The 12,502-nt window shown below is 57.9% G+C and carries 9 protein-coding genes and 1 other RNA gene; 6 read left to right on the plus strand and 4 right to left on the minus strand.

Translation table 11 applies throughout. The annotated features are described in order from the left end of the window. Window positions 1–441: 441 nt before the first annotated feature. A complete protein-coding gene (gene folE2, locus ACZM8Y_RS07695) occupies window positions 442–1,221 on the plus strand; it encodes a GTP cyclohydrolase FolE2 (protein ID WP_302551403.1) in 780 nt (259 codons plus the stop codon). A 94-nt stretch (window positions 1,222–1,315) separates the two neighbouring features. Here folE2 and ACZM8Y_RS07700 read toward each other — a convergent pair whose 3' ends face one another. Beyond that, window positions 1,316–1,588 (minus strand): hypothetical protein, encoded by a 273-nt coding sequence (locus tag ACZM8Y_RS07700; RefSeq protein ID WP_487480056.1) that lies wholly within the window; start codon window positions 1,586–1,588, stop codon window positions 1,316–1,318. Window positions 1,589–2,172: 584 nt separating this feature from the next. Further along, on the minus strand, window positions 2,173–3,591 hold the full coding sequence (gene pyk, locus ACZM8Y_RS07705; protein ID WP_482334690.1) for a pyruvate kinase: 1,419 nt from the start codon (window positions 3,589–3,591) through the stop codon (window positions 2,173–2,175). Between the two features lie 297 nt (window positions 3,592–3,888). On the opposite strand from pyk, the gene eutJ reads away from it, so the two are divergent. Continuing rightward, window positions 3,889–4,716: an ethanolamine utilization protein EutJ gene (gene eutJ / locus ACZM8Y_RS07710; RefSeq protein WP_308771956.1), complete on the plus strand. Its 828-nt coding sequence runs from the start codon at window positions 3,889–3,891 to the stop codon at window positions 4,714–4,716. Between the two features lie 1,100 nt (window positions 4,717–5,816). Here eutJ and ACZM8Y_RS07715 read toward each other — a convergent pair. Further along, a complete protein-coding gene (locus tag ACZM8Y_RS07715; protein WP_482330694.1) occupies window positions 5,817–6,848 on the minus strand; it encodes a glycosyltransferase family 9 protein in 1,032 nt (343 codons plus the stop codon). Then, window positions 6,848–7,723 (minus strand): methylenetetrahydrofolate reductase [NAD(P)H], encoded by an 876-nt coding sequence (metF, locus tag ACZM8Y_RS07720; protein ID WP_302551398.1) that lies wholly within the window; start codon window positions 7,721–7,723, stop codon window positions 6,848–6,850. Before metF ends, ACZM8Y_RS07715 begins: the two co-directional genes overlap by 1 nt. Before the next feature lie 216 nt (window positions 7,724–7,939). Between metF and ACZM8Y_RS07725 the strand changes: the two genes are divergently transcribed. The 4 genes from ACZM8Y_RS07725 (at window position 7,940) to ACZM8Y_RS07740 (ending at window position 12,473) form a co-directional block, all read left to right on the plus strand. Next, window positions 7,940–9,004 carry a phosphodiester glycosidase family protein gene (locus ACZM8Y_RS07725; protein ID WP_482330693.1) on the plus strand — a complete coding sequence of 355 codons (1,065 nt, stop codon included), beginning with the start codon at window positions 7,940–7,942 and terminating at the stop codon, window positions 9,002–9,004. A gap of 1,049 nt (window positions 9,005–10,053) precedes the next feature. Continuing rightward, complete coding sequence (locus ACZM8Y_RS07730) at window positions 10,054–11,256, plus strand: bifunctional nucleoside/nucleotide kinase/histidine phosphatase family protein (RefSeq protein ID WP_302551396.1); 1,203 nt, start codon at window positions 10,054–10,056, stop codon at window positions 11,254–11,256. 436 nt (window positions 11,257–11,692) lie between these two features. Then, window positions 11,693–11,783: signal recognition particle sRNA small type (ffs, locus tag ACZM8Y_RS07735), an RNA gene on the plus strand. A 234-nt stretch (window positions 11,784–12,017) separates the two neighbouring features. After that, on the plus strand, window positions 12,018–12,473 hold the full coding sequence (locus ACZM8Y_RS07740) for a GNAT family N-acetyltransferase (protein WP_308771592.1): 456 nt from the start codon (window positions 12,018–12,020) through the stop codon (window positions 12,471–12,473). The last annotated feature ends 29 nt before the right edge of the window (window positions 12,474–12,502 follow it).

Raw genomic sequence — 12,502 nt, forward strand, 5'->3', positions numbered from 1 at the left:
CTTCCCCCGAACCCCCATCCCCTCCCTCCGAAGACTTTCCGTTGGTGGGGAGGCTGCGCGTCGGGAGTCCCGTTGGATGTTGGGCCTTTGGGGGCGGATGTGGGGCGCGCGGGGTAGGGGGGTATTCCCCTGCCGGCGGGAAGGTTTTGGCTCTTTGGTCAAAATAAAGGGAACGTGCCGGCCTTTGGATGGTTGGGGATCCATATGCCGCAACGGTAGTTTTTTGGGGGAAGGAGCATTCGGAAGCCCGTACCCCCGATAAAGGAAAGGCTCTGTTATGGTTTGTGGTTGTTTCATTGCCACAGTGCGGTGAAAATACGGCCTTTTTCTCCGGTTTTCCCCTTGGCGTGATTCACGGCCAAGGCATTTTGCCGGTTATCCCTGTGGAACTTCAAGGAAAAAAGCATCAACCATTTTCTATAACACAGCCAAAGGAAAAGAATGGAAGACGTACAGAACAGTCCGGCTCCGGTGGCGTTGCCCATCGACCGGGTAGGGGTCAAGGGGTTGAAGCTGCCTTTGCTGGTGCGGGATCGCGCGCAGGGGACGCAGCATACGGTCGCCAATGTGGACGTCAGCGTGGACTTGCCCGCCGCGTTCAAGGGTACGCACATGAGCCGTTTTGTGCAGGCTTTGGCGAACTGGACAGAGGATTTGGACTACGCGGGGATGAAGCGCCTGCTTGAGGACGTGCGGGAGCGCCTGAACGCCCGCCGTGCGCATATCGTTTTCCATTTTCCGTATTTTGTGCAGAAGAGCGCCCCTGCGACGGCCTGCCCCGGCATTCTGCCTTACGAGTGCAGGCTGACCGGGGAACTGCCTGAGGACGGCAAGCCGTCGTTCCTGCTTGAAGTGACGGTTCCCGTAATGACCGTATGCCCCTGCTCGAAGGCCATCAGCCGTGAAGGGGCGCACAGCCAGCGGGCGGACGTGCGCATAGCGGTTCGGATGCGCGGGTTCTGCTGGATCGAGGATTTCATTGAGATCGCCGAGGCGTCCGGCTCGTCGCCCGTCTATTCGCTGCTCAAGCGCGAGGATGAGAAGTTTGTGACCGAAGACGCCTTTTCGAGGCCGACCTTTGTTGAGGACGTGGTGCGCAACGTAGCCAGCCGCCTTGCCGATCATCCGCATGTGAGCGGGTTCCGCGTCGAAGTCGAGAGCTACGAGTCCATCCATGCCCACAACGCCTTTGCGTGCATTGAGCACGGCGTGACGCTGTAGGCATTGAAAAAATACGTGTTTTTTAAGGCTGTGTTATAGAAGATGGTTGATGCTTTTTTCCTTGAAGTTCCAAAGGGATCACCGGAAAAATGCCTTAACCGCGGATCCCGCCAAGGGGAAAACTGGAAAAAAGCTCTATTTTTTTACCGCACTGTGGAGATGAAACAACCACATACTCTAACAGAGCCTTTTTTAATGAAATGTGTTGGGAAGGGGGGCTGAAGGATTTCCCCTTCCTTTCCCGTAATGCCGCCCAGCCTGAGCCGTTGCCTGAAAAGGGCGCAGAGGGCGGGAAAGCCTTTTTCAAGGCTGTGCCATAGGAAATGGTTGGTGATTTTTTTTCTTGAAATTCCAGGGGAATAACCAATAGGGCGTTTTCATGTTGAAAAGGCTCTTCCGGCTGCGGGAAGCAGACGGTCGCTGCGAAGGCACAAGCACAGTGTGTTTGCGCTGTTCAATGCCGGAGCGAGCGCGTCTTAAACGTTAAAATGGTAAAATGTTAGGCTGTGCCATAGAAAAAGGTTGATGCCTTTTTGTATGACGTTCCAAGGGAATAACCAACAAAATGCCTCAGCCATGAAGTCCGCCAAGGGGAAAACTGGAGAACAGGCTGTATTTTCAACGTGTGTAGAGATGAAACAAGCACGTACTATGACAGAGCCAAATGTCAAGTTGCTCGAAAATGTCCCAATCATGGAGTCCATCAGCGGAAAAGTTGGATAAAAAGGCTGTATTTTCACCATGCTGTGGAAATACAGCCTTTTTATCCAGTTTTCCCATCGACGGAATCCATAGCCAAGGCATTTTGCTGGTTATGCCTTTGGAACTTCAAGGAAAAGCACCAATCATTTGCTATGGCACAGCCTTAAACGGCCAAAACGCCTGAACGGATTCCGTTCAGGCGTTTTGGGCTGTACCCTGTGATAATTCTGGGCCGTTTCCCTCAGGGGGCTACTTCCTGTAGATTTTCACCAGATTGGTGCCGCGGGGCTGTGGGGAAGAGGAGGTCGGCTGTCCGGCGGTGATGACCACATCTTCACCGATCCCGAACAGCGAGGACGAGGCGATGAAGCGTTCGGCGCGGGCGAGATGGCCCTCGTTGTCGCTGCCGACCTGATGCGGGAGCACGCCCCACGAGAAGTTCAGGGCCTTGAGGCTGGTCACGTCGGGGGTCAGCGCATGGATGGTCTGCACGGGGCGGCGCGCGGACAGCAGGCGGGCCGAGCTGCCGGAAAGGCTGTGCGCCACGATGGACTTGGCGTTGGCCTTCTGGGCCAGCAGACAGGCGGCGTAGGCGAGGAATTCGGCAGTGCCGTCGTTTTCGGGCTCCGCGATGCGGCGGGTCTCGGCCATGAGCTCTTCGGCCTTGGAAGCGATTTCGCTCATGAACTGCACCGTTTCAACGGGATAGTTGCCCATAGCCGTTTCCTCGGAAAGCATCACGCAATCCGCGCCGTCCAGGACGGCGTTGGCGACGTCCGTGGTTTCGGCACGGGTCGGGGAGGGGCTGGACACCATCGAAAGCAGCATCTGCGTGGCGACGATGACGGGCTTGGACGCCCGGTTGCAGGCCCGGATGATGCGTTTCTGCATGGCCGGGAGCTCAGGCAGCGGGCACTCGATGCCGAGGTCGCCGCGGGCCACCATGACGACGTCGACTTCCTTGAGGATGGCGTCGAGCCGATCCACCGCGTTGCGGCGTTCGAGCTTGGCGATGACCGGGATGTCTCGGTCGCTGTGGCTGCGGATGATCGCCTTGGCTTCGCGGATGTCTTCGGGAGACTGCACGAAGGAGAGCGCCACGGCGTCAACGCCGAGGGCGAGCCCGTCCACAAGGTCTTTCTTGTCCTTTTCGGTAAGCGCGGGCAGAGGGATGGACTTGCCGGGCAGGGCGAGGCCCTTGCGCGAGGTGACGATGCCGTTGTTGTTGGCTTCGAGCTTGAAGAGCCCATCTTTGCGGTGTTCGACCACTCGGAACTGGAGGGTCCCGTCAGCGAGTACAAGGCGATCGCCCTGTTCGAGTTCGGCGAAAATTTCGGGGTGATCGAAAGGGATATACGGGAGCTCGTCATTGCACATCAGCGCGGAGAGGCCGAGCAGAAGCTGATCGCCCTTGAGCACGTTCAGGGAACCTTCATTGGGGAAGGTGCCGATACGGATCTTGGGGCCGGAGAGGTCTTGGAGGATCGTGATGGGCGTCTTGTGGACGATTTCCAGTTCGCGGATCATCTTGATGAGGTCGACGAAGGAGGAGCTGTCGCCGTGGGAGAAATTAAGGCGGAAAATTCGGACGCCAGCCGCGATCAGTTTGGAAAGGACGTCACGTTTGTTGGACGCGGGGCCGATGGTTGCCAGAATTTTGGTTTTCATCAAGGAATCCTTTTGTGCCGGCCTTTCAGAGCAGAAGGGCACGGGTCGTCCGCCGTCTTCCGGCGATGATCGAAATGGGGCCGCCTTTCGGGGCACAGAGAGACGCTTAATGTGTTTTTCCTGCTGTTTTCGTCCCCTGTCAAGTCTTTTGGGCGCGCCCGCATGAGAAAGGAAGCGGGGCCATCGCCTTGACTCAGGTTCTGCCCGCGCCGTATAGCTTCGGGAGCGTCTTTCCTTTTGAAACGAAGCGCCGCCTGACCGCGCGGCGTTGTTTTCCCATTTAACGACGGCTGGAGCATGATGAAGCAGATTGCATGGGATGAAGTGATGAAGCGGCTGGAAGTGGCCTCGAAGATTTGCAACGACGCCTCTCCCGTTCAGGTGGAAGGGCCCATTCACGTCGGTGTCGACCTTGGCACCGCCGACGTGGTGGTCATGGCGGTGGACGACAACGGGGTGCCCGTGTCGGCGTTCCTTGAGTGGGCCACCGTCGTGCGTGACGGCGTGGTCGTGGACTACCACGGCGCAATCACCATCGTAAAGCGGCTTGTGGGCATGACGGAGGAGCGTCTTGGCCGGAAGATCACTGAGGCGTCCACATCCTACCCGCCCGGAACGGATGCCCGGCTTTCGACGAACATTTTGGACGCAGCCAACCTGCGCCTTGTGAGCACGGCGGACGAGCCGAGCTGCCTTGCGCGTCTGGCCCGGCTGGATCGCGCTGCGGTCGTGGACATCGGCGGCGGCACGACCGGTACGGCGGTCATTTCCAACGGCAAGGTCATCGCCTCCGTTGACGATGCCACAGGCGGGCATCATGTGACCCTCGCCATGTCCGGCGCGCTTTCGGTGCCCTACGAGGAAGCCGAGCTCAAGAAGCGCGGTGCGGACAACCGCCAGTACGCGCCCATCGTGAAGCCGGTTTTCGAGCGCATTTCCGACATCGTGAAGGCCCATATTTCCGGCCATGCCGTGGATACCGTGTATCTCACCGGCGGCACGTGCTGTTTCCCCGGCATCGCGCCCCTGTTTGAAAAAGAGCTCGGCATCAAGGTCGAGTGCCCCGATTATCCCCTTTTGCTCACCCCCCTCGCCATTGCGTGCCTGCCGCTGATGGAAGGGTAGGCAGTAGGCGGGGTGTGGAGAATATCGGGGAGGGGGAGAAGGAACCCTTCTGGAGAAGGGCTTCCTTCTCCCCCTCCCCGAACCCCACCCCCTCATCCTCCTAAGACTTTTCTTTTTATCGAATCCCTGTTCGCAGCGTTCCCGGTCAATGGCGGGGCGGCGTTGCAGAGGAAACGGGAAGGGTACGCCATAGTAATCGGTTAGTGTTTTGTTTTTGGCTGTGTCATAGAAAACGGTTGATGCTTTATTTCCTTGAAATTCCAAAGAAATAACCAATAAAATCCCCCAATCACGGAGCCCACCAGCGGAAACATTTGAGAAAAAGCATATATTTTCAGTATATTGCTGAAACAAAACAACCATGTACTATGACAGAGCCTTTTGTTTTTGGCTCTGTCATAGAATATGGTTGTTTTATCTTCACAGTAAGGTGAAAAGAGAGGCTTTTTCTCTCATTTTTCCATTGATGGACTCTATGGCTGGAGGGGGTTATCGGTTATTCTCTTGGAATTTTTGAGAAATAAGGCGTCAACCATTTCCTATGGCACAGTCTTTAGTCATAGCTGTGTCATAGGAAATGGTTGACGCTTTCTTGAAGCTCCAAAGGGATAGCCAAATAAAATGCCTCAGCCATGAAGCCCTTCAGCGAAAAACTGGAGAAAAAAGCTGTGTTTTCATCCTATTGTGGAGATGAAACAACTACATCCTATGACAGAGCCTACATTTTGAATGGATATTTGATAAGGTGCCTCCACCATAGGGTCTGGTAACGAAAATATATGAGGAAAATTCGGTAGGTTGATTATGCTGTGGAGGGAATCTGCCATATCTTAGCCAGAGACAAAGAAAAAGGCCGCATTGTTACCATACTGTGGAGATGGACAAACACATCTTATGGCAGAATCAAAGCCAACCTCACCCAAGGGGCAATACTCTCAGAAAAATAAGCCTCACAGATTCTTTTCAGCCGCCTTTCGAGACAACGGAACTCCTGCTGCGCGGCCTCCCCACCAGTCAAAGTTTTCGCGGGGAAGGGGAGGGGTTCGGGGAGGGGAAGGGGAGCCTTTTGGAAAAGGCTCCCCTTCCCCTCCCCGCTTCTCTTACTTCTTCAACATCCCCATCGCCTTGTCCGCGACAGGGCCGGGCAGCATCCCGGTGAGGCAGCGGGGATCGGGGCAGTGGTTGCGGTTGCAGTGCTGGCAGGGAAGGTTCAGGGCAATGTCGGTGTGTTCGGGAGAGGGGAAAGTCCACGCCGGGGAGGTCGAACCAAGCACGGTGAGGGTTGGCGTGTCCACCGCCACGGCGATGTGCCGGGGTGCGGAACAGTTGCCGATGTGCAAATCCGCTTCCGCGATGCAGGCCGCCATTTCCCGCAGCGACAGCATCCGATCCGGCAAGAGCAGCGAACCGGCGGGGCAGAGGCGGGCCAGCTCCTGAATTTCGGTTTCCTCGCCCGGCCCCCAGAGAGGCAGGAAACGCAGGGAGGCGTCGCGCTCCGCAAGCAGGCTGACCAGCCCGGCGTAGTGCGCCAGAGGCCAGCGGCGCGTGGGCTGGCGGTGCGTGGGGTCCAGCGTGATGAGGCGCTGATCCGGCTGCAACCCCGCTTGGGCGAGCAAGGCGCACGCGAAGGCGTGTTCCCCATCCGTGAGATAGACGCGCGGGCGCTCGCCGTTCCATTCGATGCCGAGAGGGCGCAGTACGCTGGCCTTGCTCATGGCTGAATAGCCGTCGAGCATGTCGGCGGAATGCGTGTACAGCAGGCGCGTGTACCACGGCGGCGTATAGGAGAGGCGGACTGGGGCGCCGGAAAAGGCCACCACCCAGCGGCAGCGTGGAAGCTGCTGAAAATCCACGACGAGATCGTAGCCTGTGCGGGCGACATGCCAATACCATGCGATCTCTTGGGGCAGGGAGGACAGAAGTTTTTTGTCCAGCTTCCATACCTTGCCGAGATGCGGGTTGTGCTCAAGGAGCGGGGCGCACTTTTTTTCGGTCAGCAGGTGGATTTCGGCGTCCGGGTAGCGCCGTTTGAGCAGCTCGATGGACGGCGTGGCGAGCACCACATCCCCGATCTGCCTGAGCTGGCAGACAAGGATGCGCTGAGGCGAAAAGGTGGCGAGATCGACGGCCATTACAGTGCGCCCACTTCTTCCGCGATGCGGAGGCACATGGGTGCCTTGTTCAGCGTGTACAGGTGGATGCCCGGAGCGCCATTGTCCAGCAAGGTACGGATCTGCTGCACGGCAAACTTGAGGCCCGCTTCGCGCACGGCTTCCGCGCCGCCCTTGGCATTGGCTTCCTCAAGGGCAAGGTAGAGTTTGCCGGGGATGTTCGCGCCGCACAGGGCGAGGGTGCGCCGGATGGATTCGAGGCTCTGGATGGGCAGGATGCCGGGGATGACCGGGATGGACACGCCCATGTCGCTGAGCCTGTCCACAAAATGGAGGTATTCGCGCACGTCGAAGAACAACTGCGTGATCACGAAGTCCGCGCCTTCACGGATTTTGGCGACGGTGTAGCGCCAGTCGCTGGCGAAGCTCGGCGATTCAGGATGGGGGGCCGGATATCCGGCGACGCCGATGCCCATGTCGGGATAATGCGCCTTGGCGAAGCGGACGAGATCCGCGGCATGGCGGAATTCGGCGGTTTCCCAGTCGATGTCCTGCCCCTTGGGGATGTCGCCGCGCAGGGCCAAAACATTATCCACGCCGTTGTCGCGCAGGCGTTGGAGATATTGCGTGATATGCTCCTGCGTCGCGCCGACGCAGGTCAGGTGGGCCATCGTTTCAAACTGGAATTCTTTCTTCAGGTGGGAAACGATTTCCAGCGTAGCGTCTTGGCTGGAGCCGCCCGCCCCGTACGTAACGGAGGTGAACAGCGGTTCCAGCGGAGCCAGCCGTTCGGCCATCTTGAAGAAATCCGGCCATTGGTCAGGGTCTTTCGGGGGAAAAAATTCAAAGGAATAGAAAGGTTTGCCCCTTTCCGCAATGAGTTGGCCGATATTCATGGAAAACCTCGTTTCAAAAGTCAGTCATAATCCCAAGTTCTTTATTCTATGCCGGATTTCCGCGAAGGGCAACGCCCCGCCGTGCGTTGGGAAGGGGGCGCCTTTCGTTCTGCGGCGCTCATGCCGCCCACGGCTTTGGGAGGGCCCCGGTGCGTTGCGCCTTTGCTGGAATTACCGTAAACTCTGGTTATTCGGGGCATTGGAGACCTGATTATCATGACGCTGCACCTTTTTTTATCCATACGCCATGCCATATGCCGCGGCGGACGCGGCCTGTTCCGGCATGAGGGAGAACGGCGGGGGCGTGATCAAGTCCACGGCGGCTACGACTTGTGCCTCGCGCCGCTGGCGTTCGCCGTGTTCCGCCAGTTGTTCCTTTTGTGCGTGCTGGCGTTGTCCTCCGTCCCTGCCTGTGCTGAGGGCATGCCTTCCGAGGCGCAGGATGGGCTCACGGCCATCAAGAACGCGCTTGTCCCGCCACAGCCGGGTGTGGCGCAGCAGGCTCCCCCGCCTCCGCCGCGCTGGGCTTTTGAGGCGCTCCCGCCGTGGGAAAAATTGGAGGAAGGCCTCCAGCTTGGTTTGTTCACCGCGCAGTTCGACGGGGGCGAGCCGTTTGAAGTGGTATTTTTGCGCATTGATCCCGCATACTTCGATTTTACTGTGGAAACGGCGAGTTTTGAGGGGCAGTCGCTGCCGCTTGAGGCTTGGGCCACGCGCAAGGGATTGATAGCCGCCACCAATGCCAGCATGTATCTGCCCGATGGCGTTACGAGCACAGGCTATCTTCGTACCGGCGGGACAATCAATAACGGGCGCGTGGTATCCAAGTTCGGGGCGTTTTTCGTCGCTGGCCCGGACAGCCCGGATTTGCCCGGCGCGGATTTGCTGGATCGTTCCACGGACGACTGGGAGAACCTGCTCCCGCATTACAGTATGGTCGTGCAGAATTACCGCATGATCAGTTCGGATCGGCGTCTGCTCTGGAAACCCGGCGGCCCGAAGCACTCCATTTCCGCTGTGGCCCGTGACGGCACGGGGGCCATCCTGTTTATCCTGTGCCGGGAACCGATAACCGGCGTGGATTTTGGGGCGCTTTTGCTGGCGTTGCCCATTGATGTCCGGGTGGTGATGTATACCGAGGGCGGAAGCTTGGCTGGCCTGTTCCTGCGCACTCCAGCCCGCAGCCGGATCTGGCTGGGGCGTTCCCTGCCGGAGTTCTGGGCTTCTGGGAGCCTTGGCGCTCCGTTGCCCAATATCATCGGCGTCCGGCGCAAACACTAGCGGCCTTCCCGCGTGTGTGGGGAGGTTGCCAGCGGCCTGCATCTGGTGTGGCCCTCTGAGAGGGGGCTCCGGGTACGAGATTGCACCCGCCGCAGGGTGAGCCGGGAAGACACGCAAAAAGGGGTCTCCGTGTGCGGAGGCTGTAACCCGGAAGCCTCGGAGATATCGGATAAGGGTTTTCCTGTGTGCGGGGAGGTTGTCCACGCGCTGGAGCAACGTGCTTCGGGTTTCTGAGTAGGATGATTTTCATGGAGTTTGCTCCACGCGCTGAGGTAACACGCTTGTCGGGGGGGATTGCCTGCTCTGCGGACGGAACCTGCTCCACGCACAGGGATAATGTCTTGCGCGAGGTCGTGCAGGCTGCGGCGGACTGGTGTCTGCCCCACGCACGGGGGAACGTCTCGAAGGAGGCTGGGGGCAGGCTTTTCAATGCGCGTCTGTTCCACGCGGGGGGAACATTTCCTTTCCCCTCCCCGACTGCTCGTCAGTGCTTAGTCTGTTCCACGCGCGTGGGGAACGTCTGCATGTGTTCGATGCCTTCCTTTGTACGTGGAGGCTGGTGAAGCAAAGCCGAGGCGCATTGCTAAGAAATGATGGCCTTTCCGTGTATGGGGCGGCCTCAGAGGTGCGCTTTTCTGGTTTTGCCGGGAACTTTCCCCGTGTGAGGAGGGTTTGTCCTGCCCTAATGAAGGGGCGGCGTCCGTCAGGAGTTTCCCCCTGTGCGGGGAGAGTTTTTCCTTGTGCATGGCTTCGGACTGCGCCTGCTGCGGTTTCCTCCCTGTGTGGGGGAGAGGTTTTTGTGAAGGTAAAGGGTGTCCATCTGAAGGTGTGAGTTTCTCCCTATGTGTGTGGGAAAGGTTTTCCTGCTTCGATAGGTATTCCGTTTTGTTGTTTGATGTTTTCCCCGTATGGGGAGAGGCTTTCCCGACGGAAGCCCCGTCGTAGCCATTTTCTAAGGGCTTCCCAGTATGGGAGGCGTTTTTTGGCCCCTATAACGCCCGCCGTGAGTGAGGCGATCCGCCGCCCGCGTGCGGCAACTGAGGAATGACATGAAACTGTATGTCGCAATGGTGGGGTTGCCCGCCAGAGGCAAGAGCACGCTGGCGAAGCGTATCCGGTCTGGGCTGGAGCAGCAGGGCATCCGCACCGCAATTTTCAACAACGGTGAGCTGCGCCGGACGCTTTTCGGCCTTGAGAGCGGTTCCGCCGAGTTTTTCAATCCCGACAACACGCGCGCCCGGCGGCTGCGCGATCAGATTACGCACCAGAATATGGAGCGCGCCCGCGCGTGGCTTGATGATGGCGGCGACGTGGCCATCATCGACGCGACCAATGGGACGGTGCAGCAGCGTGTGGATCTGAGCGCGACGCTCCGGGATCGGCCCATCTTGTTCATCGAATGCGTGAATGATGACCCGTTGCTGTTGGATGCCTCCATCCGGCGTAAGACCCGCCTGCCCGAATTCGCCAACATGACGCAGGAAGAGGCTGGGGAAAGCTTCCGCAAGCGCTTGGCCTACTATGAGAGCGTATATGTGCCTGTCCGCAAGGAACGGTGCTGGATACGCGTGGACGCCGTGGACAGCTGCATTCAGGACGAAGCCCCAAGCAACGACCTCCCCTATTATGCGGCTATCCGCGACATCATTTCTTCCCGCTGGGTGCAGGATCTGTACCTCGTGCGGCATGGCGAGACGGAGTATAACCGCGAGGGCCGCCTTGGAGGGGATCCGTCTTTGACCGCCAAGGGGAGCGAGCAGGCCGAAAAGCTCGCCGCGCATTTTGAAGGCGTGGATCTTCCGTACATTTTTACGTCCACGAAGCAGCGTTCCGCCGAGACGGCCTCGCCGTTGCTGCGTTCGCGCCCGAACACCATCAGCATGGCCCTGAGCGAGTTTGACGAGATCAATGCCGGGGTGTGCGAAGGGATGCGCTATTCCGACGTGCGCGACAGCATGCCTCTGGAGTATGAGGCGCGTTCTCACAATAAGTACGGCTATATCTATCCCAACGGTGAGAGTTATGCGATGCTCAAGGAGCGCGTGGCCCGCGGCTTGCGCCGGGCGTTGTTCCTGTCCGGCGAGGGGACGCTCATGATCGTCGGGCATCAGGCCATCAACCGCACGCTGCTGTCGCTGTTCCTGTTCCAGAGGCCGAGCGATGTGCCCTATACCTATATCCCGCAGAACCAGTATTACCACATCACCATCACGCAGCGCCGCAAGCTGTTTGAAATGATCCGGTATGCGTAGCAAGGGGGGGCTTTTTTAGGAAGGCTCCGTCAGAGTATGCGGTTGTTTATATTTACAGCAGGTTATGTTTCAAGAGAGGGTTTGTTTTAATAACATATTGAAATAATTTTATATTTTTGATAAAAATCTGTAATTTGGCGTTTATATTTTCCAAAAAAATCATCATTTCAAACTACTTCATAAACCCTTTTATAAAACAAAGCCTTACAGTATGGTGAAAATGTAGGCCCTTTCTCCGGCCTTTCCGTCGATGGGCTCCATGCTTGGGGCTTTTTATTGGTTGTTCCTTTGAAATTTCAGGAAATAAAGCATCAGCCATTTCCTATGCCACCGTCTTTAGGGATGCCCGTGCCCTGAACGGATAGGCGGTTGATTCCCACGCGGGGGGCGGCTTCCGTTTGACAGGCGGCATTTTTTTCTCTATACAAAGGGTTCAAGAGAGTCGGGCGGCGGTGGCGCCGCCAACCCCGCCAGGTTCGAAAGAAAGCAACGGTAACGGTTGTTCGCCGGGTGTCCGACTCTCAAAAAGCGCAAGCCCCTTTAGGTTTGCGCTTTTCGTTTAGGCTGTGTCCTAGAAAACGGTTGATGCTTTATTTTCTTGAAATTCCAAAGAAATAACCAATAAAATCCCCCAATCACAGAGCCCACCAGCGGAAAATTTGGAGAAAAAGCATATATTTTCAGTGTATTGCTGAAACAAAACAACCATGTACTATGACAGATCCTTCGTTTATGCGGGTACCGCCGCAAAGGAGGGAGCCATGAATCATGACTGTGCCGTCGGGTATGCGTCGGAAGCGGACATTAACGCTTGGATGGAGCTGGCCGCGCTTGTCCGCGATGCCTTCCCCGGTCTGTCGCTCGGCGAGTACCGGGAAAATCTGCTGAAAGCCATCGCGGAGCGGCGGGCGCTGTGTGCGAAGGATGCAGGCGGACTGCTCGGCGTGCTGATTCTTTCGGAGCAGTGTGACGGCATCGGCTTCCTCGCCGTGCATCCTGAGGCGCGGAGGCGGGGCGTCGCTTCGGCCCTTGTCCGCATGATGCTGGGGGCACTCCCTGCCGATCAGGATGTCTTCGTAACGACGTACCGGGAAGACGATCCGCTCGGCGCGGCCCCACGGGCCCTGTACAAGCGCCTCGGCTTCAAAGAGGCCGAACTGGTCACGCGCTGCGGGTATCCGTGCCAGCAGTTTGTGTTGCGGCGCGGTTCCGTGTGAAAGCCTGCGGGCAATGCTTCCCTGAACGG

This window comes from Bilophila sp., assembly GCF_057864385.1.

Coding starts and splice junctions, on each gene's coding strand:
- folE2 (WP_302551403.1), top strand. CDS start 442: ATGGAAGACGTACAGAACAGTCCGGCTCCGGTGGCGTTGCCCATCGAC.
- pyk (WP_482334690.1), bottom strand. CDS start 3,591: ATGAAAACCAAAATTCTGGCAACCATCGGCCCCGCGTCCAACAAACGT.
- eutJ (WP_308771956.1), top strand. CDS start 3,889: ATGATGAAGCAGATTGCATGGGATGAAGTGATGAAGCGGCTGGAAGTG.
- ACZM8Y_RS07715 (WP_482330694.1), bottom strand. CDS start 6,848: ATGGCCGTCGATCTCGCCACCTTTTCGCCTCAGCGCATCCTTGTCTGC.
- metF (WP_302551398.1), bottom strand. CDS start 7,723: ATGAATATCGGCCAACTCATTGCGGAAAGGGGCAAACCTTTCTATTCC.
- ACZM8Y_RS07725 (WP_482330693.1), top strand. CDS start 7,940: ATGACGCTGCACCTTTTTTTATCCATACGCCATGCCATATGCCGCGGC.
- ACZM8Y_RS07730 (WP_302551396.1), top strand. CDS start 10,054: ATGAAACTGTATGTCGCAATGGTGGGGTTGCCCGCCAGAGGCAAGAGC.
- ACZM8Y_RS07740 (WP_308771592.1), top strand. CDS start 12,018: ATGAATCATGACTGTGCCGTCGGGTATGCGTCGGAAGCGGACATTAAC.